This is a genomic window from Pseudomonas sp. MIL19 (assembly GCF_028680365.1).
GTDB lineage: Bacteria > Pseudomonadota > Gammaproteobacteria > Pseudomonadales > Pseudomonadaceae > Aquipseudomonas > Aquipseudomonas spirodelae.
Window position 1 is genome coordinate 24,335 of the sequence record NZ_JAPPVG010000009.1, and the last position, 17,706, is coordinate 42,040.

Genomic DNA, 17,706 nt, shown 5'->3' on the forward strand with positions numbered 1-17,706 from the left:
GATGGGTCAGAAAGTACATCCCATTGGCATTCGCCTGGGAATCGTCAAGGAGCACACCTCCGTCTGGTACGCCAGCGGTCGGACTTATGCGGACTATTTGTTCGCTGATCTGAAGGTGCGTGAGTATCTCCAAGACAAACTAAAAAGCGCGTCCGTAAGCCGTATCGACATTGCTCGCCCGGCTCAGACTGCACGTATCACCATACACACTGCTCGTCCCGGTATCGTTATCGGTAAGAAAGGTGAAGATGTTGAGAAGCTGCGTCAGGACCTGACCAAGCAAATGGGTGTGCCTGTGCACATCAATATCGAAGAGATCCGTAAGCCGGAACTCGACGGTATGCTGGTTGCGCAGAGCGTAGCTCAGCAGCTGGAGCGTCGTGTGATGTTCCGTCGCGCTATGAAGCGCGCTGTACAGAACGCCATGCGTATTGGTGCCAAGGGCATCAAAATCCAAGTGAGCGGTCGTCTCGGCGGTGCTGAAATTGCACGTACCGAATGGTATCGCGAAGGTCGTGTGCCGTTGCACACCCTGCGTGCTGATATCGACTATGCCACGTACGAAGCGCACACCACTTATGGTGTGATCGGTGTCAAGGTTTGGATCTTCAAAGGCGAAGTAATTGGTGGCCTTAAAGAAGAACTGAAACCACAAGCACCTGCGCCTCGTAAAAAAGCTGCTAAGTAAGGGGTACGCCAAATGTTGCAACCAAAGCGTACGAAGTTCCGTAAGCAGATGACCGGCCACAACCGTGGTCTGGCTCAGCGCGGTAGCAAAGTCAGCTTCGGCGAGTTCGCGCTGAAGTCTGTTGCCCGCGGTCGTCTCACCGCCCGTCAGATTGAGTCCGCTCGTCGTGCTCTGACTCGTCACGTTAAGCGTGGCGGGAAAATCTGGATTCGCGTTTTCCCGGACAAGCCTGTTACCAAGAAGCCTCTCGAAGTGCGGATGGGTAAAGGTAAGGGTAGCGTTGAATATTGGGTAGCTCAGATCCAGCCAGGCAAAGTCCTGTATGAGATCGAAGGCGTTTCCGAAGAGTTGGCGCGTGAGGCTTTTGCCCTGGCTGCTGCAAAGCTGCCGCTCGCCACCACTTTTGTTAAGCGGACGGTGATGTGATGAAGGCGAATGAACTTCGTGAAAAATCAGCACAGCAGCTGAACGAGCAACTGCTCGGCCTGCTGCGCGACCAGTTCAATCTGCGTATGCAGAAAGCAACTGGCCAGTTGGGGCAGTCTCACCTGCTCTCGCAAGTTAAGCGCGACATCGCTCGTGTGAAAACTGTGCTCAACCAGCAGGCAGGTAAGTGATCATGGCTGAAGCCGAAAAAACAGTCCGTACGCTGACCGGCCGTGTCGTCAGCGACAAGATGGACAAGACCATCACCGTATTGATCGAGCGTCGCGTTAAGCACCCGATCTACGGCAAATATGTCAAGCGTTCGACCAAGCTGCACGCGCACGACGAAACCAATCAGAGCAAGATCGGCGACAAAGTTTCCATTCGTGAAACGCGTCCCGTAGCCAAGACTAAGTCTTGGGCGCTGGTTGAGATCCTCGAACGCGCAGTGGAAGTCTAAGGGCTAAGGGTCGGAGAAATTATATGATTCAGACTCAATCCATGCTCGACGTCGCTGACAACAGCGGTGCTCGTCGCGTTATGTGTATCAAGGTGCTTGGTGGTTCCCACCGTCGTTACGCTGGCATCGGCGATATCATCAAGGTGACCGTTAAGGAAGCAATTCCTCGCGGTAAAGTGAAGAAAGGCCAAGTGATGACTGCTGTAGTAGTCCGCACTCGTCACGGTGTTCGTCGCCCTGATGGCTCGATCATTCGCTTCGATGGCAACGCTGCTGTTCTGCTGAACAACAAGCAAGAGCCAATTGGCACTCGTATTTTTGGGCCAGTGACTCGTGAGCTTCGTAATGAGAAGTTCATGAAGATCGTCTCGCTCGCCCCTGAAGTGCTCTAAGGAGATCCGACATGCAAAAGATTCGTCGTGACGACGAGATCATCGTGATCGCCGGTAAAGACAAAGGTAAGCGTGGCAAGGTGCTGAAGGTGCTCGCTGACGACCGTTTGGTCGTTGGTGGGATCAACCTGGTGAAGCGCCATACCAAGCCGAACCCGATGTCGGGCGTTCAGGGCGGTATCATCGAGAAAGAAGCGCCTCTGCACGCTTCTAACGTTGCCATTTTCAATGGCGAAACCAGCAAGGCTGACCGCGTTGGTTTCAAAGTTGAAGACGGTAAGAAAATTCGTGTCTTCAAGTCGACCCAAAAAGCGGTTGATGCTTGAACACTGCTAGGTAGAAGACCATGGCACGACTAAAAGAGATTTACCGGAAAGAAATCGCGCCGAAGCTTAAGGAAGAACTTAAGCTCGCGAACGTGATGGAAGTTCCGCGCATCACCAAGATCACCCTTAACATGGGCCTGGGCGAAGCAATCGGTGACAAGAAAATCATCGAGCACGCTGTAGCCGACCTGGAAAAGATCACCGGTCAGAAAGTCGTTGTGACTTATGCCCGTAAGTCGATTGCAGGCTTCAAGGTTCGTGAGGGCTGGCCGATTGGCGTCAAAGTTACTCTGCGTCGCGAAAAGATGTATGAGTTCCTGGATCGTCTGCTGTCTATCTCCCTGCCGCGCGTGCGTGACTTCCGCGGCCTGAATGCCAAGTCCTTCGATGGTCGTGGCAACTACAGCATGGGCGTTAAAGAGCAGATCATTTTCCCGGAAATTGACTACGACAAGATCGACGCTCTGCGTGGTTTGGACATTACCCTGACCACCACCGCTCGTTCGGATGATGAAGGTCGCGCCTTGTTGCGTGCTTTCAAATTCCCGTTCCGCAACTGATTGGAGTTGGATCATGGCCAAAACCAGCATGAAAAACCGTGAGCTGAAGCGTCAGCAAACGGTAGCAAAGTACGCTAAGAAGCGTGCTGAGCTGAAAGCTACCATCGCCGATCTGAACGCCAGTCCAGAAGCGCGTTGGGAAGCTCAGGTGGCGCTGCAGAAGCAGCCGCGTGACGCGAGCGCTTCGCGCCTGCGTAATCGCTGCCGCATTACCGGTCGTCCGCACGGCGTTTATCGCAAGTTCGGTCTGTCGCGTATCAAGCTGCGTGAAGCTGCAATGCGTGGTGATGTACCAGGTCTGGTTAAAGCCAGCTGGTAAAAAGCAGAGCCGGCCTAGTGCCGGCTTTGTCTTATCTGTGAATCAAGCCCCTTTGGGGCTTGATTCATTTTTGATCAGTCTCTAGAATGCTCGGCTCGCCTGAGCCTGGCTTGATTTTTTCAAGAATTCTCAGCGACTGTAGCCGCAAGGCTAATTCTTTTTGTATCAGGAGCGTCTAGCCCATGAGTATGCAGGACCCGTTAGCGGACATGCTAACTCGTATCCGTAATGCCCAGATGGCTGAAAAGTCCGTCGTAAGCATGCCGTCTTCCACGTTGAAGGTGGCTGTAGCCAAAGTTTTGAAAGACGAAGGTTATATTGCGGGTTATCAGATCAGCGGTGAAGTTAAGCCGCAGCTGTCCATCGAGCTGAAGTACTTCGAAGGCCGTCCGGTTATCGAAGAAGTTAAGCGCGTAAGCCGCCCAGGCCTTCGCCAATATAAATCCTCTGATGATCTGCCGAAAGTTCGTGGCGGTCTCGGGGTTTCCATCGTCTCCACCAATAAAGGTGTGATGACGGACCGCGCTGCGCGCGCTGCCGGTGTCGGCGGCGAAGTGCTTTGCACAGTGTTCTAAGGGGGGAATAAGCATGTCTCGCGTTGCTAAGAACCCCGTTACGCTGCCAGCTGGTGTTGAGGTCAAACTCGCCGGCCAACAGCTTTCGGTAAAGGGTGCCAAGGGCACTCTCGAACTGAATGTTCACTCGTCCGTTGAAGTCCTGCATGAGGCCGGTGAGCTGCGTTTCGCTGCTCGCAATGGTGATCAGCAGACTCGCGCCATGGCCGGCACTACTCGTGCTCTGGTCAACAATATGGTGATCGGCGTCCACGCTGGCTTTGAGCGTAAGCTTCAATTGGTCGGCGTTGGTTACAAGGCGCAAGCCAAAGGTCAGGTGTTGAGCCTCTCTCTGGGCTACTCCCATCCGATTGAGTACGAATTGCCGGAAGGCATCGTGGCTGAGACTCCCAACCAGACCGAGATCCTGATCAAGGGTACGGACAAGCAAGTGGTTGGTCAGGTCGCTGCGGAGATTCGTGACTTCCGTCGTCCTGAACCTTATAAGGGCAAAGGTGTTCGTTACGCTGACGAAGTCGTCCGCCGTAAAGAAGCCAAGAAGAAGTAGGGCATAGCAAATGACCGACAAAAAAGTTACTCGACTGCGTCGCGCTCGCAAAGCACGCCTGAAAATGCACGAGCTAGAAGCTGTGCGTCTCTGCGTGTATCGCTCTTCGCAGCACATCTATGCCCAGGTCATTTCGGCCGACGGCAGCAAGGTTCTGGCCAGTGCCTCTACCTTGGACAAAGCACTGCGTGACGGCGCCACTGGCAACGTTGACGCGGCCAAGAAAGTTGGCGAGCTGGTTGCCGAGCGTGCGAAAGCCGCTGGTGTAACTCAGGTTGCATTCGACCGTTCTGGCTTCAAGTACCACGGCCGCGTCCAGGCGCTGGCTGATGCTGCTCGTGAAGGCGGGCTGGAGTTCTAAGTTATGGCAAATAACGACCAAAAGCGCGACGAAGGCTATATCGAGAAGCTGGTACAGGTAAACCGCGTTGCTAAAACCGTTAAAGGTGGCCGTATCTTCACTTTCACCGCGTTGACCGTGGTGGGTGATGGTAAGGGTCGCGTCGGTTTTGGCCGTGGCAAGTCCCGTGAAGTGCCAGCTGCCATCCAGAAGGCGATGGAAGCTGCTCGTCGCAACATGATCCAGGTAGACCTGAACGGTACCACCTTGCAGTACGCCATTAAGTCTAACCATGGCGCTTCTAAGGTGTACATGCAGCCTGCTTCTGAAGGTACCGGTATCATTGCCGGCGGCGCTATGCGTGCTGTTCTGGAAGTGGCTGGTGTGCAGAACGTTTTGGCTAAGTGCTACGGCTCGACTAACCAAGTAAACGTGGTTTACGCCACTTTCAAAGGTTTGAAAGCAATGCAGTCGCCAGGTTCTATTGCGGCTAAGCGTGGCAAGAGCGTCGAGGAGATTCTCTAATCATGGCTACCGTAAAAGTTACGCTGATCAAAAGCATGACCGGCCGTATCCCCAACCATAAACTTTGCGTTAAAGGTTTGGGTCTGCGTCGCATCGGTCACACCGTAGAAGTTTTGGATACTCCCGAGAATCGCGGGATGATCAACAAGGCTTACTACATGCTGCGAGTCGAGGGTTAATACATGTACCTGAACGATCTGAGTCCTGCGCCGGGTTCCCGTCGCGAGAAGCACCGTCCGGGCCGTGGTATCGGTAGCGGTTTGGGTAAGACTGGTGGCCGTGGCCACAAAGGTCAAACCTCCCGTTCCGGTGGCACCATTGCTCCGGGTTTCGAAGGCGGTCAGCAGCCTCTGCACCGTCGTCTGCCAAAGTTCGGTTTCGTTTCTTTGAAAGCTATGGACCGTGCGCAAGTGCGTACTTCCGAGCTGAATAAAATCGAAGGCGGCATTGTTACTCTGCAGTCGCTGAAGGATGCCAACCTGATCAACCAAAACGTACAGCGTGTGAAAGTCATGCTGTCCGGTGAAGTTACTCAGGCAGTCACCCTTAAAGGTATCGCCGTCACCAAAGGTGCGCGCGCGGCTATCGAAGCAGCTGGCGGTAAGTTCGAGGAATAAATGGCTAAGCAAGGTGCTCTCTCAGCGCTCAGCAATGGCGGGTTATCCGAGCTCTGGGCTCGTCTGCGCTTTCTGTTAATGGCGATTATCGTCTATCGGATAGGTGCACACATCCCGGTTCCCGGTATTAATCCTGATCGGCTGGCGGACCTGTTTCGACAGAATGAGGGGACCATTCTTAGCTTGTTCAACATGTTTTCCGGCGGCGCGTTGGAGCGCATGAGCATATTTGCACTGGGGATCATGCCGTATATTTCGGCGTCGATCATCATGCAGCTCATGACAGCTGTTAGCCCGCAGTTGGAGCAGTTGAAGAAGGAAGGTGAAGCTGGCCGTCGTAAGATTAGCCAGTACACCCGCTACGGCACCCTCGTCCTGGCTATTGTCCAAGCAGTCGGCATGTCCGTCGGGTTGGCCAGTCAGGGCGTAGCGTTTACGGTCGATTTCGGCTTCCACTTCGTTGCAGTCACCACGTTTGTGGCGGGTGCGATGTTTATGATGTGGCTGGGCGAGCAAATCACTGAGCGTGGTGTTGGCAACGGTATTTCGATGCTGATCTTTGCAGGCATCGTGGCCGGTCTGCCGTCGGCGATTGGGCAGTCTTTCGAGTCTGCTCGTCAGGGTGATATCAATATCTTTGCCTTGATCGCCATCGGTTTGCTGGCAGTAGCGATTATCGGTTTCGTGGTGTTCATTGAGCGTGGTCAGCGTCGCATTGCGGTGCATTACGCCAAGCGTCAGCAGGGCCGCAAGGTCTTTGCTGCGCAGACAAGCCACTTGCCGTTGAAGGTGAATATGGCAGGGGTTATCCCGGCTATTTTCGCCAGCAGCCTTCTGTTATTCCCGGCTTCGCTGGGTGCCTGGTTTGGTCAGTCTGAGGGTATGGGCTGGCTGCAGGATATTTCACAGGCTATCGCTCCTGGTCAGCCGTTGAACATTTTGCTGTTTAGTGCAGGGATCGTATTTTTCTGCTTCTTCTATACAGCGCTGATGTTCAACCCGAAAGACGTAGCGGAGAACCTGAAGAAGTCCGGTGCCTTTATTCCCGGTATCCGTCCAGGCGAGCAGTCGGCGCGCTATATCGATGGCGTGTTGACGCGTTTGACCATGTTCGGTGCTCTGTACATGACGGCCGTATGCTTGTTGCCCCAGTTTCTGGTGGTGGCTGCCAACGTACCGTTCTATCTTGGCGGGACTTCGTTGCTGATCGTGGTAGTGGTTGTGATGGACTTCATGTCGCAAGTACAATCGCACCTCGTTTCGCACCAGTACGAATCCCTGATGAAGAAAGCCAACCTGAAGGGCTACGGCAGCGGCATGCTGCGCTGAAGTCCATAAGGTTCGAGGAGTTGGTGATGAAAGTTCGTGCATCGGTGAAAAAGCTGTGCCGTAACTGCAAAATTGTTCGTCGCGAAGGTGTTGTTCGCGTTATTTGCAGTGCGGAGCCGCGTCACAAGCAGCGCCAAGGCTGATTGTGAAGAAGTGATAAGCCCGGCAGCTAGTGCGCTGCCGGGTTGATTATTTGTTTTTACAGCGTTAATATCTCGCGCCCTATTTCTTGGCTTCCGGGGCGTAGGTAGCTGTCAATTGGAGTTCCACTGAATGGCCCGTATTGCAGGCGTTAACATTCCGGATAACAAGCACACTGTTATCTCGTTGACCTACATCTATGGTGTTGGTCGCACTACTGCACAGAAAGTCTGTGCTGCCGCCGGCGTTAATCCGGCTGCAAAAATCAAAGATCTCTCTGATGAGCAGATCGAGCAGCTGCGTGGCGAAGTAGCCAAGGTGAATACCGAAGGCGACCTGCGTCGTGAAGTGAACATGAAAATCAAGCGTTTGATGGACCTGGGTTGCTTCCGTGGTCTGCGTCATCGTCGCGGTCTGCCGGTTCGCGGTCAGCGTACCAAGACCAACGCGCGTACCCGTAAGGGCCCGCGTAAGCCGATCCGCAAGTAATCGCATTCGCGCATCGACAGGAATTTAGTCATGGCAAAACCTGCTGCTCGTACTCGTAAGAAAGTCAAAAAGACAGTGGTTGATGGCATCGCCCACATCCACGCTTCGTTCAACAACACAATCGTGACCATTACTGACCGTCAGGGCAATGCTCTGTCCTGGGCTACCTCTGGTGGTTCGGGTTTCCGCGGCTCGCGTAAAAGCACCCCGTTCGCCGCCCAGGTGGCTGCAGAACGTGCTGGTCAAGCTGCGCTGGAATACGGCCTGAAGAACCTCGACGTTAACGTTAAGGGTCCCGGTCCGGGTCGTGAGTCCGCTGTCCGTGCTTTGAACGGCTGTGGTTATAAGATCGCCAGCATCACCGATGTGACGCCTATCCCGCACAACGGGTGCCGTCCTTCGAAGAAGCGTCGCGTGTAATCAGGAGACAGTGAGAAATGGCTCGTTACATTGGTCCCAAATGCAAACTGTCTCGTCGTGAAGGCACAGATCTTTTCCTGAAAAGCGGTGTACGCGCTCTGGAATCGAAGTGCAACATCGAAGCAGCCCCAGGTATTCACGGTCAGCGTCGTGGTCGTCAGTCCGACTACGGTACTCAGCTGCGTGAAAAGCAAAAAGTTCGTCGTATCTACGGTGTGCTTGAGCGTCAATTCAGCGGTTATTACAAAGCAGCTGCCGGCAAGAAAGGCGCTACTGGTGAGAACCTGCTGCAACTGCTCGAGTGCCGTCTGGATAACGTGGTTTATCGTATGGGCTACGGCTCTACTCGCGCTGAATCCCGTCAGCTGGTATCGCATAAGTCGATCAGCGTAAACGGCAATACTGTAAACGTTCCGTCCTACCAGGTTAAAGCTGGCGACGTCGTTGCAGTTCGCGAGAAGGCGAAGAATCAGCTGCGCATTGTTCAAGCTCTCGAGCTGTGTGCTCAGCGTGGCCGCGTTGAATGGGTAGATGTAGACACTGAGAAAAAGTCTGGCGTTTTCAAAAGCGTTCCGGCTCGCAGTGATCTCTCCGCCGACATCAACGAAAGCCTGATTGTCGAGCTCTACTCCAAGTAAGGGCTAGAAAATAGGTGCATCCATGCAGATTTCGGTAAATGAGTTCCTGACCCCCCGTCACATTGATGTGCAGGTGGTCAGTCCGACCCGCGCCAAGATCACTCTCGAGCCTCTCGAGCGTGGCTTTGGCCACACCCTGGGCAACGCGCTGCGACGCATCTTGTTGTCCTCTATGCCTGGCTGTGCAGTAGTTGAGGCCGAGATTGACGGTGTACTCCATGAGTACAGCGCCATCGAAGGTGTTCAGGAAGATGTCATTGAAATCCTGCTCAACCTGAAAGGTCTGGCTGTCAAACTGCACGGTCGTGACGAAGTGACACTGACTCTGGCGAAGAAGGGCTCGGGCGTAGTTACCGCTGCCGATATTCAGCTGGATCACGATGTCGAAATCGTCAATGGCGACCACGTAATCGCCAATATGGCTTCCACTGGCGCGCTGAACATGAAGCTGACCATCGCTCGTGGTCGCGGCTATGAGCCGGCTGACGCTCGTCAGAGCGATGAAGATGAAAGCCGCAGCATTGGTCGCTTGCAGCTGGATGCTTCGTTCAGCCCGGTACGCCGTGTGTCGTATGTGGTGGAAAACGCTCGTGTTGAGCAGCGTACTAACTTGGACAAGCTGGTTATCGACCTAGAGACCAACGGTACTCTGGATCCTGAAGAGGCTATTCGCCGCGCTGCAACCATCCTGCAACAGCAGCTGGCTGCGTTCGTCGACCTCAAAGGTGACAGTGAGCCTGTTGTTATCGAGCAGGAAGACGAGATCGATCCGATCCTTCTGCGTCCGGTTGATGACCTGGAATTGACTGTTCGTTCGGCTAACTGCCTCAAGGCAGAAAACATTTACTACATCGGTGATCTGATTCAGCGCACCGAAGTGGAACTGTTGAAAACGCCGAACTTGGGCAAGAAGTCCCTGACTGAAATCAAGGATGTTCTGGCTTCTCGCGGTCTTTCCCTCGGTATGCGCCTCGACAACTGGCCGCCGGCAAGTCTGAAGAAAGACGATAAGGCGACTGCCTGATCGTCATCATCACCGAACGTGAGTTTGGTAAGGAATTGAACCATGCGTCATCGTAAAAGTGGCCGTCACCTCAGCCGCACCAGCGCACACCGCAAGGCCATGTTCCAGAACATGGCGGTATCGTTGTTCGAGCATGAGCTGATCAAAACTACTCTGCCGAAAGCCAAAGAGCTGCGTCGCGTTGCCGAGCCGCTGATTACTCTGGCTAAAGAAGACAGCGTTGCCAATCGTCGTCTGGCCTTCGACCGTACACGTTCGAAAGCTATCGTTGGTAAGCTGTTCAACGACCTGGGCAAGCGCTATGCCACCCGTCAGGGCGGTTACCTGCGTATTCTCAAGTGCGGTTTCCGCGCTGGCGACAATGCTCCAATGGCTTATGTTGAGCTGGTTGACCGTCCGGTCGCTGGTGCAGCTGTAGACGCTGAGTAAGTTGTAGGTTGCATAAAAAAACCGGGCCTTGGCCCGGTTTTTTTATGTGTGAAATAAGCGTCGCCCACCTGCTGTACTGAGCGCCGCTAAGCACCTGTGGTCGTCTAGATTCTAGCTTTGTGCTTGACCCATGCGCTGCGTGAGGCCAGCATTAACGCCTGTACCGCTCGTTTAAGGAAATGCCCCGTGAAAGGCCATGTAGAAGTCATCGATTACCTGAAAATGCTGCTTAAAGGTGAGCTGGCGGCACGTGATCAATATTTCGTGCATTCGCGCCTGTATGAGGATTGGGGCTTCAAAAAGTTGTACGAGCGCATCAACCATGAAATGGAAGAGGAGACCCAGCACGCCGATGCCATCCTCAAGCGGATTCTGTTTCTCGAAGGTACGCCGGACATGGTTCCGGATAGCTTCCGTTTTGGCCAAGCAGTGCCTGAGATGCTCAATCTCGACTTGGCGCTGGAATATCACGTGCGCGCCGCACTGAGCAAAGGTATTGCTCTGTGCGAGCACCATCAGGATTATCAGACCCGCGACATCCTGCTGGTGCAACTCAAGGACACGGAAGAAGATCATGCGTACTGGCTGGAAGTGCAGCTAGGACTGATCGACAGGATTGGTCTAGAGAACTACCTGCAGGCGCAGATGTAAGGTTGCAACTGATAATAAAAAGCCCCGCTTGTGCGGGGCTTTTTTGTAGTGTGCGAGGTTAGTCGCGATCACGCTCCAGTAGCGGTTTGAGGAAGTAACCCGTATGCGACTGCGCCATTTCGGCGATTTCCTCGGGTGTACCGACCGCAATAATCTGACCGCCCTTGGAGCCGCCTTCTGGGCCGAGATCCACCAGCCAGTCGGCGGTCTTGATCACGTCCAAATTGTGCTCGATCACCACCACGGTGTTGCCGTGGTCGCGCAGGCGGTGCAGCACGTCGAGTAGTTGCTGGATATCGGCGAAGTGCAGGCCGGTGGTTGGCTCATCAAGGATGTACAGCGTCTTGCCGGTGTCGCGCTTGCTTAGCTCGCGACTCAGCTTGACGCGCTGCGCCTCGCCGCCGGACAGGGTGGTCGCGCTCTGCCCCAGCTTGATATAGGACAGGCCAACATCCATGAGGGTTTGCAGCTTGCGCGCCAGCGCCGGCACAGCATCGAAGAACAGTCGCGCTTCCTCAATAGTCATGTCGAGTACTTCGGTGATGCTTTTACCCTTGTACTTCACTTCCAGGGTTTCACGGTTGTAGCGTTTGCTCTTGCACACATCGCAAGGCACATAGATGTCCGGCAGGAAGTGCATCTCCACCTTGATCAAGCCGTCGCCCTGGCAGGCCTCGCAGCGCCCGCCCTTGACGTTGAAGCTGAAGCGCCCAGGCCCGTAACCGCGCGAGCGCGACTCCGGCACGCCCGCGAACAGTTCGCGGATCGGTGTGAACAGGCCGGTATAGGTCGCCGGGTTCGAGCGTGGCGTGCGGCCGATCGGGCTTTGGTCGATGTCGACCACTTTATCTAAATGCTGCAAGCCATCGATGCTGTCGTGGGCGGCGGCTTCTAGGGTAGTGGCGCCGTTGAGCGCAGTGGCACTCAGCGGATAAAGGGTGTTGTTGATCAGTGTCGATTTGCCCGAGCCGGATACACCTGTCACGCAGGTCAGCAAGCCAATCGGGATCTCCAGGTCGACATTGCGCAGGTTGTTGCCGCGCGCGCCCTTAATCTTCAGCGAAAGGGTGTTGTCTCGTGGCGTGCGTTTGGCCGGTACGGCAATTTTTACGCGGCCCGAGAGATACTTGCCGGTCAGCGAGTCCGGGTGGGCCATGACTTCAGCGGCGGTGCCCTGGGCGACGATCTGGCCGCCGTGCACGCCAGCGCCTGGGCCAATATCGACCACGTAATCGGCCATGCGAATGGCGTCTTCGTCGTGCTCGACCACGATCACCGTGTTGCCGATGTCACGTAGGTGGCGCAGTGTGCCGAGCAGGCGCTCATTGTCGCGCTGATGCAGGCCAATAGAGGGTTCGTCGAGGATGTACATGACCCCGACCAGGCCGGCGCCGATCTGGCTCGCCAGGCGAATGCGTTGCGCTTCGCCGCCGGACAGGGTGTCGGCGCTGCGGTCCAGGGTCAGGTAATCGAGGCCGACGTTGACCAGAAACTGCAGGCGCTCGCGAATTTCCTTGAGGATTTTTTCGGCAATTTCACCGCGCCGGCCAGGCAAGGCCAGGCTGCCGAAGTACTCGGTGGCGTCACCGATCGGCATGCCGCTCACGGAGGGCAAGGTTTTCTCGCCGACCCACACGTGCCGCGCTTCGCGGCGCAGGCGCGTACCGCGGCAGTCCTGGCAGGCTTGAGTGCTGAGGAACTTGGCCAGCTCCTCGCGCACGCTGGTGGATTCGGTTTCGCGGTAGCGCCGCTCCAGGTTCGGCACGATGCCTTCGAATGGGTGCGAGCGTTTGACGATATCGCCACGGTCGTTGAGGTACTTGAAGTCGACGTTATGCGCGCCGCTGCCGAACAGGATGCACTTCTGGTGTTCGGCGCTGAGCTCATCAAACGGTACTTCCAGGCTGAATCCGTAATGCGCAGCGAGGGAGCCGAGCATTTGGAAGTAATAGACGTTACGTCGGTCCCAGCCGCGGATTGCACCCTCGGCCAGGGTCATCTCGCCGTTCACCAGGCGTTTGATGTCGAAGAATTGCTTAACGCCCAGGCCGTCACAGGTCGGGCAGGCGCCAGCCGGGTTGTTGAACGAGAACAGCTTGGGTTCAAGCTCACTGATTGAGTGGCCACAGGTCGGGCAGGCGAAGCGCGCAGAGAAAATGATTTCTTCACCGCTCTCGCCTTCCATTGGGGCGATCAACGCCAGACCGTCGGCCAGCTTCAGTGCCGTCTCGAACGACTCGGCGAGACGCTGCTGCAAGTCGCCGCGCGCTTTGAAGCGGTCGACCACCGCATCAATGCTGTGCTTCTTTTGCTTGTCGAGTTTCGGCAGCTCGTCCAGCTCATAAATTTTGCCGTTGACCCGCACACGCACGAACCCCTGTGCGCGCAGTTCATCGAATACCGCCAAGTGTTCGCCCTTGCGCTCGCGAATAATCGGCGCCAGCAGCATCAGCTTGCTGCCTTCGGGCAGGGCCAGCACTTGATCGACCATCTGGCTGACGGTTTGTGCCTCAAGCGGCAGGTCATGGTCCGGGCAGCGCGGAACACCGGCGCGGGCGTAGAGCAGGCGCAGGTAGTCGTAGATCTCGGTGATGGTGCCGACGGTGGAGCGCGGGTTGTGTGAGGTGGATTTCTGCTCGATGGAAATCGCCGGCGAGAGGCCTTCGATGGTGTCGACATCGGGCTTTTCCATCATCGACAAAAATTGCCGAGCGTAGGCCGAGAGTGATTCGACATAGCGGCGCTGGCCCTCGGCGTAGAGGGTGTCAAAAGCCAGTGATGACTTGCCGGAGCCAGACAGGCCGGTAATCACGATCAGCTTGTCGCGCGGCAGGGTCAGGTCGATATTCTTCAGGTTATGGGTGCGGGCACCCCGGATCAGAATCTTGTCCACAAACAGCGGCCTCGCATGGCGGGCGGAAAACCACCGAGTATACGGGGCCAAAGGCGAACGCGGCAAAGCGTCACTGCTGTGCCGCATCGATTGAGTGCTGGTAGAATCGCCGCCTCTTTATTCAGGGTCTTTCCCATGCATGATCCGCACAGCGAGCGTATGAGCGGCAGTGAAACCCGCGCGGCCGGTGGCCTTGCGCTGGTGTTCGCGTTCCGCATGCTCGGTATGTTTATGGTGCTGCCCGTGCTGGCGACCTATGGCATGGAATTGCAGGGCAGTACGCCGGCGCTAATCGGCCTGGCCATCGGTGCCTATGGGCTGACACAGGCGTTTTTGCAGATTCCTTTTGGCATGCTCAGTGACCGTATCGGTCGCCGTCCGGTGATCTATGCGGGGCTGGTGATATTTGCCGCCGGTAGCCTGCTGGCGGCCAATGCCGATTCGATCTACGGGGTGATTGCCGGGCGTGTGCTGCAGGGAGCTGGCGCGATTTCTGCGGCGGTGATGGCGTTGCTCTCCGACCTTACCCGCGAGCAGCACAGGACTAAGGCCATGGCGATGATCGGCATGAGCATCGGCCTGTCCTTTGCCGTGGCGATGGTGGTGGGGCCGCTGCTAACCCGCGCCTTTGGTTTGTCGGGGTTGTTTCTTGCCACCGCCGCCATGGCGCTGCTGGGTATTGTTATTGTCGCGGGGCTCGTGCCTTCTTCCGCCGGGCCGTTGCAGCATCGCGAGTCCGGGGTGAATAAGCGGGCGTTAGTGCCGACCCTTAAAAATGCGGACTTGTTGCGCCTGGACTTCGGCATTCTGGTGCTGCATGCAATCTTGATGGCTAGTTTTATCGCCTTGCCCTTGGCATTGGTGGAGCAGGGCGGGTTGGCCAAGGAAGAGCACTGGTGGGTCTATCTGACGGCGCTGCTGGTGGGTTTCTTCGGCATGGTGCCGTTTATCATTTATGGCGAGAAAAAACGCCGGATGAAGCATGTGCTACTCGGTGCGGTGATGGTGCTGCTGCTGTGTGAGCTGTTCTTCTGGTGGTTCGGCACCAGTCTGCGCGCGCTGGTGCTCGGTACGGTGGTGTTCTTCACGGCATTCAACCTGCTGGAAGCTTCGTTGCCGTCGCTGATCAGCAAGGTTGCACCGGCTGGCGGCAAAGGGACGGCGATGGGCGTGTATTCCACTAGCCAGTTCCTTGGCGCGGCTATCGGCGGCATCCTTGGTGGTTGGCTGTATCAGCACTACAGTCTGTCGGGCGTGTTTGCGGGCTGTGCCTTACTGGCTCTTTTTTGGCTAGCCTTTGCTGTTACTATGCGCGAACCGCCGTATGTAACCAGCCTGCGCCTGCCGCTTTCAGCGGCAGCGTTGCAAGAAGCTGGACTGGCCGAGCGTTTACAGGCAGTGCCCGGAGTGGCGGATGCCGTAGTGGCGCGCGATGAAGCGGCCATCTATATCAAAGTGGATACCCAACAATTGGATCGTACGTCCCTCGAGCGCCTCCTAGAGCCGGCGCCGGCGACGTGCTGAAAGCTTAGGAGAACGTTATGGCCCGTGGGGTTAACAAAGTCATTCTGGTCGGCACCTGCGGACAGGACCCGGAAACCCGCTACCTGCCAAACGGCAACGCGGTTACCAACCTGAGCCTGGCCACCAGCGAGCAGTGGACCGACAAGCAAACCGGGCAGAAGGTCGAAAAGACCGAATGGCACCGCGTTTCGATGTTCGGCAAGGTCGCGGAGATCGCCGGCGAATACCTGCGCAAAGGTTCGCAGGTCTATATCGAAGGCAAACTGCAAACCCGCGAGTGGGAAAAAGACGGCATCAAGCGTTACACCACTGAAATCGTTGTGGATATGCAGGGCACCATGCAGCTGCTGGGCGGCCGTCCAGACAACACCGGTGGTGATTCTGCTTCGCGTCAGCAGCGTCCTGCTGCGCCGCAGCGCGCACCACAGCAAGCCGCTCCGCGTCCGGCACCACAACCGGCGGCTCAGCCTGCGCCGGATTTCGACAGCTTTGATGACGATATTCCGTTCTGATTAGCTGAGTCAGCGCTCAATTATGCGTATGCGGCTGATGCTGCTAGGTGGCGGTAATGCGCTGGGGCAGGCGTTAATCCGTCTCGGCGCCGAAGAAGACATTAGTTTTCTCGCGCCCAAACCGCCTGAGTCAGGCTGGGATCCTGCCAGCCTGACTCAGTTGCTGGACGAGAACCGGCCCGATGCCCTGATCAACCTTGCTTACTACTTCGACTGGTTCCAGGCCGAAGCCGTAAGCGAGGCGCAGTTTTCTGCCCAAGAGCGCTCCGTGGAGCGCCTTGCCGAGCTGTGTCAGCACCACCAGATACGCTTGCTGCAACCGTCCAGTTACCGCGTTTTCGATGGTGTACGCGCGACGGCCTACAGCGAGAAGGAGGAGCCGCAGCCGCTTGGCGTGCGTGGGCAGGCACTGTGGCGTTTCGAGCAGCACGTGCGCGCCATCTGTCCGCGCCATGTGTTGTTGCGTTTTGGCTGGCTGCTCGACGACAGCGCCAATGGTTTGCTGGGGCGCTTCCTGGTTCGTGCTGCCGAGGATTCGCCGCTGTTGTTGGCGGATGACCGGCGGGGCAATCCGACGCCGGTTGATGATGCCGCTCGCGTGATTATTGCCGTGCTGAAACAACTGGATTGCCAAACGCCCTTGTGGGGTACTTACCACTATGGTGGGCATGAGGCGACGACATCGTTGGCGCTCGGGCAGGCGGTGCTCAGCGAGGCGCGCAACTTCCGTAGCAATCTCATCGAAGAGTTGAGCCCCCAGGCCCACAGCGCGCGTGTGGATGCCGCTGAAGAGCCGCAACATGCGGTGCTGTCGTGTAAGAAAATTCTGCACACCTTCGGTATTAAACCGCGCGCTTGGCGCTCGGGCTTGCCGAGCCTGCTGGATCGTTATTATCGCCATGTCTGATTCCCGACCTATTTTGATTACAGGTGGCGCCGGCTTTATCGGTTCGCACTTGGTTGATGCCTTGTTGGCACAAGGACGCTGCGTACGCGTGCTGGACAACCTGTCGATGGGCAGGTTGGCCAACCTGCCGCTGGATAATCCCCGGTTGCAGTTTATCCAGGGCGATGTAGCCGACGCGGCTATCGTGGCCCAGGCGGTGGCGGGTTGCGCTGCGGTGGCGCACTTAGCGGCGGTTGCTTCAGTGCAAGCCTCGGTGGACGACCCAGTGAGCACTCACCAGAGCAATTTTGTCGGCACCCTAAATGTCTGCGAGGCGATGCGCTTGCATGGCGTTAAGCGCGTGCTGTTCGCCTCCAGTGCGGCGGTCTATGGCAATAATGGCGAAGGCCAGGCTATTGATGAAAATACGGCCAAGGCCCCGCTGACGCCCTATGCGGCTGATAAGTTGGCCAGTGAGCATTACTTGGATTTCTATCGTCGCCAGCATGGTTTGGAGCCAGCGATCTTTCGCTTCTTCAATATCTTCGGGCCGCGCCAGGATCCGTCTTCGCCGTACTCGGGCGTCATCAGCATCTTCACTCAGCGCGCCCAGCAGGGTTTGCCGATTAGTGTGTTTGGTGATGGCGAGCAGACCCGTGATTTCTTCTTTGTCGCCGATCTGGTGATACTGCTGATGCAGGCGCTGAATGCACCGCACGTGGTGGCGGGGGCGGTAAATGTCGGCTGGAACCAGGCCGTTAGCTTGAACCAGTTGCTGGCCGAAATTGGCGAGCTGTGCGGTGGCTTGCCTGCCGTTAGTTACCAGGCGGCGCGTGCGGGCGATATTCGTCATTCGCGGGCTGATAATCAGCGTTTGCAAGCGCACTATCAGCTGCCGTCAGCTACTTCGATACGCGAGGGTTTACGTCGATTGTTGGCGCAGCCTTGACGCCTCGCTAAACGAAAAAAACCGGCCATCAAGGCCGGTTTTTTTA

Annotated in this window: 27 protein-coding genes; 26 read left to right on the forward strand and 1 reads right to left on the reverse strand. The window is 56.4% G+C overall.

Annotation, left to right across the window (positions count from 1 at the left end):
- Position 1: 1 nt before the first annotated feature.
- From rpsC to bfr, 22 genes are all read left to right on the forward strand, one after another.
- Positions 2-688 (forward strand): 30S ribosomal protein S3, encoded by a 687-nt coding sequence (gene rpsC / locus N1078_RS08215; protein WP_069519907.1) that lies wholly within the window; start codon positions 2-4, stop codon positions 686-688.
- Between the two features lie 12 nt (positions 689-700).
- Complete coding sequence (rplP, locus tag N1078_RS08220; RefSeq protein WP_042552939.1) at positions 701-1,114, forward strand: 50S ribosomal protein L16; 414 nt, start codon at positions 701-703, stop codon at positions 1,112-1,114.
- Positions 1,114-1,305: a 50S ribosomal protein L29 gene (gene rpmC / locus N1078_RS08225; protein ID WP_002555481.1), complete on the forward strand. Its 192-nt coding sequence runs from the start codon at positions 1,114-1,116 to the stop codon at positions 1,303-1,305. Before rplP ends, rpmC begins: the two co-directional genes overlap by 1 nt.
- A 2-nt stretch (positions 1,306-1,307) precedes the next feature.
- Positions 1,308-1,574, forward strand: a complete 267-nt coding sequence (gene rpsQ / locus N1078_RS08230; protein WP_090243097.1) for a 30S ribosomal protein S17 — start codon at positions 1,308-1,310, stop codon at positions 1,572-1,574.
- Between the two features lie 23 nt (positions 1,575-1,597).
- Complete coding sequence (gene rplN / locus N1078_RS08235; RefSeq protein WP_014854220.1) at positions 1,598-1,966, forward strand: 50S ribosomal protein L14; 369 nt, start codon at positions 1,598-1,600, stop codon at positions 1,964-1,966.
- Positions 1,967-1,977: 11 nt separating this feature from the next.
- Positions 1,978-2,292, forward strand: a complete 315-nt coding sequence (gene rplX, locus N1078_RS08240; protein ID WP_274087708.1) for a 50S ribosomal protein L24 — start codon at positions 1,978-1,980, stop codon at positions 2,290-2,292.
- 20 nt (positions 2,293-2,312) lie between these two features.
- Positions 2,313-2,852 carry a 50S ribosomal protein L5 gene (gene rplE / locus N1078_RS08245; protein ID WP_274087709.1) on the forward strand — a complete coding sequence of 180 codons (540 nt, stop codon included), beginning with the start codon at positions 2,313-2,315 and terminating at the stop codon, positions 2,850-2,852.
- 13 nt (positions 2,853-2,865) lie between these two features.
- The gene (gene rpsN / locus N1078_RS08250) at positions 2,866-3,171 is read left to right on the forward strand and encodes a 30S ribosomal protein S14 (protein ID WP_090243102.1); all 306 of its coding nucleotides are present in this window, start codon (positions 2,866-2,868) and stop codon (positions 3,169-3,171) included.
- 182 nt (positions 3,172-3,353) lie between these two features.
- On the forward strand, positions 3,354-3,746 hold the full coding sequence (gene rpsH / locus N1078_RS08255; RefSeq protein WP_090243103.1) for a 30S ribosomal protein S8: 393 nt from the start codon (positions 3,354-3,356) through the stop codon (positions 3,744-3,746).
- 13 nt (positions 3,747-3,759) lie between these two features.
- Positions 3,760-4,293 carry a 50S ribosomal protein L6 gene (gene rplF, locus N1078_RS08260; protein WP_090243104.1) on the forward strand — a complete coding sequence of 178 codons (534 nt, stop codon included), beginning with the start codon at positions 3,760-3,762 and terminating at the stop codon, positions 4,291-4,293.
- Between the two features lie 10 nt (positions 4,294-4,303).
- Complete coding sequence (gene rplR, locus N1078_RS08265; RefSeq protein WP_079204532.1) at positions 4,304-4,654, forward strand: 50S ribosomal protein L18; 351 nt, start codon at positions 4,304-4,306, stop codon at positions 4,652-4,654.
- A gap of 3 nt (positions 4,655-4,657) precedes the next feature.
- Positions 4,658-5,158: a 30S ribosomal protein S5 gene (gene rpsE / locus N1078_RS08270; protein WP_274087710.1), complete on the forward strand. Its 501-nt coding sequence runs from the start codon at positions 4,658-4,660 to the stop codon at positions 5,156-5,158.
- A 2-nt stretch (positions 5,159-5,160) separates the two neighbouring features.
- Positions 5,161-5,337, forward strand: a complete 177-nt coding sequence (gene rpmD / locus N1078_RS08275) for a 50S ribosomal protein L30 (protein ID WP_003186033.1) — start codon at positions 5,161-5,163, stop codon at positions 5,335-5,337.
- 3 nt (positions 5,338-5,340) lie between these two features.
- A complete protein-coding gene (gene rplO / locus N1078_RS08280) occupies positions 5,341-5,775 on the forward strand; it encodes a 50S ribosomal protein L15 (protein ID WP_090243121.1) in 435 nt (144 codons plus the stop codon).
- Positions 5,776-7,104 carry a preprotein translocase subunit SecY gene (gene secY, locus N1078_RS08285; protein WP_090243123.1) on the forward strand — a complete coding sequence of 443 codons (1,329 nt, stop codon included), beginning with the start codon at positions 5,776-5,778 and terminating at the stop codon, positions 7,102-7,104.
- A 26-nt stretch (positions 7,105-7,130) separates the two neighbouring features.
- Positions 7,131-7,247 carry a 50S ribosomal protein L36 gene (rpmJ, locus tag N1078_RS08290; protein ID WP_014854209.1) on the forward strand — a complete coding sequence of 39 codons (117 nt, stop codon included), beginning with the start codon at positions 7,131-7,133 and terminating at the stop codon, positions 7,245-7,247.
- Positions 7,248-7,377: 130 nt separating this feature from the next.
- Complete coding sequence (gene rpsM / locus N1078_RS08295) at positions 7,378-7,734, forward strand: 30S ribosomal protein S13 (protein WP_274087711.1); 357 nt, start codon at positions 7,378-7,380, stop codon at positions 7,732-7,734.
- A 30-nt stretch (positions 7,735-7,764) separates the two neighbouring features.
- Entirely contained in the window at positions 7,765-8,154 is a 390-nt protein-coding gene (gene rpsK, locus N1078_RS08300) for a 30S ribosomal protein S11 (protein WP_013789773.1), read from the forward strand.
- Positions 8,155-8,171: 17 nt separating this feature from the next.
- Complete coding sequence (gene rpsD / locus N1078_RS08305) at positions 8,172-8,792, forward strand: 30S ribosomal protein S4 (protein ID WP_274087712.1); 621 nt, start codon at positions 8,172-8,174, stop codon at positions 8,790-8,792.
- A 22-nt stretch (positions 8,793-8,814) separates the two neighbouring features.
- Complete coding sequence (locus N1078_RS08310; RefSeq protein ID WP_136665573.1) at positions 8,815-9,816, forward strand: DNA-directed RNA polymerase subunit alpha; 1,002 nt, start codon at positions 8,815-8,817, stop codon at positions 9,814-9,816.
- Positions 9,817-9,858: 42 nt separating this feature from the next.
- On the forward strand, positions 9,859-10,245 hold the full coding sequence (rplQ, locus tag N1078_RS08315; protein ID WP_160347644.1) for a 50S ribosomal protein L17: 387 nt from the start codon (positions 9,859-9,861) through the stop codon (positions 10,243-10,245).
- Positions 10,246-10,431: 186 nt separating this feature from the next.
- Complete coding sequence (gene bfr, locus N1078_RS08320) at positions 10,432-10,896, forward strand: bacterioferritin (protein WP_274087713.1); 465 nt, start codon at positions 10,432-10,434, stop codon at positions 10,894-10,896.
- A gap of 58 nt (positions 10,897-10,954) precedes the next feature.
- Here bfr and uvrA read toward each other — a convergent pair whose 3' ends face one another.
- Positions 10,955-13,789 (reverse strand): excinuclease ABC subunit UvrA, encoded by a 2,835-nt coding sequence (gene uvrA / locus N1078_RS08325; RefSeq protein ID WP_274087714.1) that lies wholly within the window; start codon positions 13,787-13,789, stop codon positions 10,955-10,957.
- A 135-nt stretch (positions 13,790-13,924) separates the two neighbouring features.
- Between uvrA and N1078_RS08330 the strand changes: the two genes are divergently transcribed.
- Genes N1078_RS08330 through N1078_RS08345 form a run of 4 tightly spaced genes read left to right on the forward strand, consistent with a single transcriptional unit; the run spans position 13,925 to position 17,660 of the window.
- Positions 13,925-15,313, forward strand: a complete 1,389-nt coding sequence (locus tag N1078_RS08330) for an MFS transporter (RefSeq protein ID WP_274087715.1) — start codon at positions 13,925-13,927, stop codon at positions 15,311-15,313.
- Between the two features lie 17 nt (positions 15,314-15,330).
- The gene (locus tag N1078_RS08335; RefSeq protein WP_274087716.1) at positions 15,331-15,825 is read left to right on the forward strand and encodes a single-stranded DNA-binding protein; all 495 of its coding nucleotides are present in this window, start codon (positions 15,331-15,333) and stop codon (positions 15,823-15,825) included.
- 22 nt (positions 15,826-15,847) lie between these two features.
- Entirely contained in the window at positions 15,848-16,732 is an 885-nt protein-coding gene (locus tag N1078_RS08340; RefSeq protein WP_274087717.1) for a sugar nucleotide-binding protein, read from the forward strand.
- Positions 16,725-17,660, forward strand: a complete 936-nt coding sequence (locus tag N1078_RS08345; protein ID WP_274087718.1) for an NAD-dependent epimerase/dehydratase family protein — start codon at positions 16,725-16,727, stop codon at positions 17,658-17,660. The genes N1078_RS08340 and N1078_RS08345 overlap by 8 nt, the downstream gene beginning before the upstream one ends.
- The last annotated feature ends 46 nt before the right edge of the window (positions 17,661-17,706 follow it).

Excerpts from the sequence above, each read along its gene's own strand:
- rpmD (WP_003186033.1), top strand. The coding sequence starts at position 5,161 with ATGGCTACCGTAAAAGTTACGCTGATCAAAAGCATGACCGGCCGTATC.
- rpmJ (WP_014854209.1), top strand. The coding sequence starts at position 7,131 with ATGAAAGTTCGTGCATCGGTGAAAAAGCTGTGCCGTAACTGCAAAATT.
- rplX (WP_274087708.1), top strand. The coding sequence starts at position 1,978 with ATGCAAAAGATTCGTCGTGACGACGAGATCATCGTGATCGCCGGTAAA.
- rpmC (WP_002555481.1), top strand. The coding sequence starts at position 1,114 with ATGAAGGCGAATGAACTTCGTGAAAAATCAGCACAGCAGCTGAACGAG.
- rplN (WP_014854220.1), top strand. The coding sequence starts at position 1,598 with ATGATTCAGACTCAATCCATGCTCGACGTCGCTGACAACAGCGGTGCT.
- rplP (WP_042552939.1), top strand. The coding sequence starts at position 701 with ATGTTGCAACCAAAGCGTACGAAGTTCCGTAAGCAGATGACCGGCCAC.
- rpsN (WP_090243102.1), top strand. The coding sequence starts at position 2,866 with ATGGCCAAAACCAGCATGAAAAACCGTGAGCTGAAGCGTCAGCAAACG.
- rplE (WP_274087709.1), top strand. The coding sequence starts at position 2,313 with ATGGCACGACTAAAAGAGATTTACCGGAAAGAAATCGCGCCGAAGCTT.
- N1078_RS08345 (WP_274087718.1), top strand. The coding sequence starts at position 16,725 with ATGTCTGATTCCCGACCTATTTTGATTACAGGTGGCGCCGGCTTTATC.
- rplR (WP_079204532.1), top strand. The coding sequence starts at position 4,304 with ATGACCGACAAAAAAGTTACTCGACTGCGTCGCGCTCGCAAAGCACGC.
- rpsC (WP_069519907.1), top strand. The coding sequence starts at position 2 with ATGGGTCAGAAAGTACATCCCATTGGCATTCGCCTGGGAATCGTCAAG.
- rpsQ (WP_090243097.1), top strand. The coding sequence starts at position 1,308 with ATGGCTGAAGCCGAAAAAACAGTCCGTACGCTGACCGGCCGTGTCGTC.
- rpsE (WP_274087710.1), top strand. The coding sequence starts at position 4,658 with ATGGCAAATAACGACCAAAAGCGCGACGAAGGCTATATCGAGAAGCTG.
- N1078_RS08340 (WP_274087717.1), top strand. The coding sequence starts at position 15,848 with ATGCGTATGCGGCTGATGCTGCTAGGTGGCGGTAATGCGCTGGGGCAG.
- rpsM (WP_274087711.1), top strand. The coding sequence starts at position 7,378 with ATGGCCCGTATTGCAGGCGTTAACATTCCGGATAACAAGCACACTGTT.
- N1078_RS08330 (WP_274087715.1), top strand. The coding sequence starts at position 13,925 with ATGCATGATCCGCACAGCGAGCGTATGAGCGGCAGTGAAACCCGCGCG.
- rpsH (WP_090243103.1), top strand. The coding sequence starts at position 3,354 with ATGAGTATGCAGGACCCGTTAGCGGACATGCTAACTCGTATCCGTAAT.
- N1078_RS08310 (WP_136665573.1), top strand. The coding sequence starts at position 8,815 with ATGCAGATTTCGGTAAATGAGTTCCTGACCCCCCGTCACATTGATGTG.
- rplO (WP_090243121.1), top strand. The coding sequence starts at position 5,341 with ATGTACCTGAACGATCTGAGTCCTGCGCCGGGTTCCCGTCGCGAGAAG.
- rplQ (WP_160347644.1), top strand. The coding sequence starts at position 9,859 with ATGCGTCATCGTAAAAGTGGCCGTCACCTCAGCCGCACCAGCGCACAC.
- rplF (WP_090243104.1), top strand. The coding sequence starts at position 3,760 with ATGTCTCGCGTTGCTAAGAACCCCGTTACGCTGCCAGCTGGTGTTGAG.
- N1078_RS08335 (WP_274087716.1), top strand. The coding sequence starts at position 15,331 with ATGGCCCGTGGGGTTAACAAAGTCATTCTGGTCGGCACCTGCGGACAG.
- secY (WP_090243123.1), top strand. The coding sequence starts at position 5,776 with ATGGCTAAGCAAGGTGCTCTCTCAGCGCTCAGCAATGGCGGGTTATCC.
- rpsK (WP_013789773.1), top strand. The coding sequence starts at position 7,765 with ATGGCAAAACCTGCTGCTCGTACTCGTAAGAAAGTCAAAAAGACAGTG.
- rpsD (WP_274087712.1), top strand. The coding sequence starts at position 8,172 with ATGGCTCGTTACATTGGTCCCAAATGCAAACTGTCTCGTCGTGAAGGC.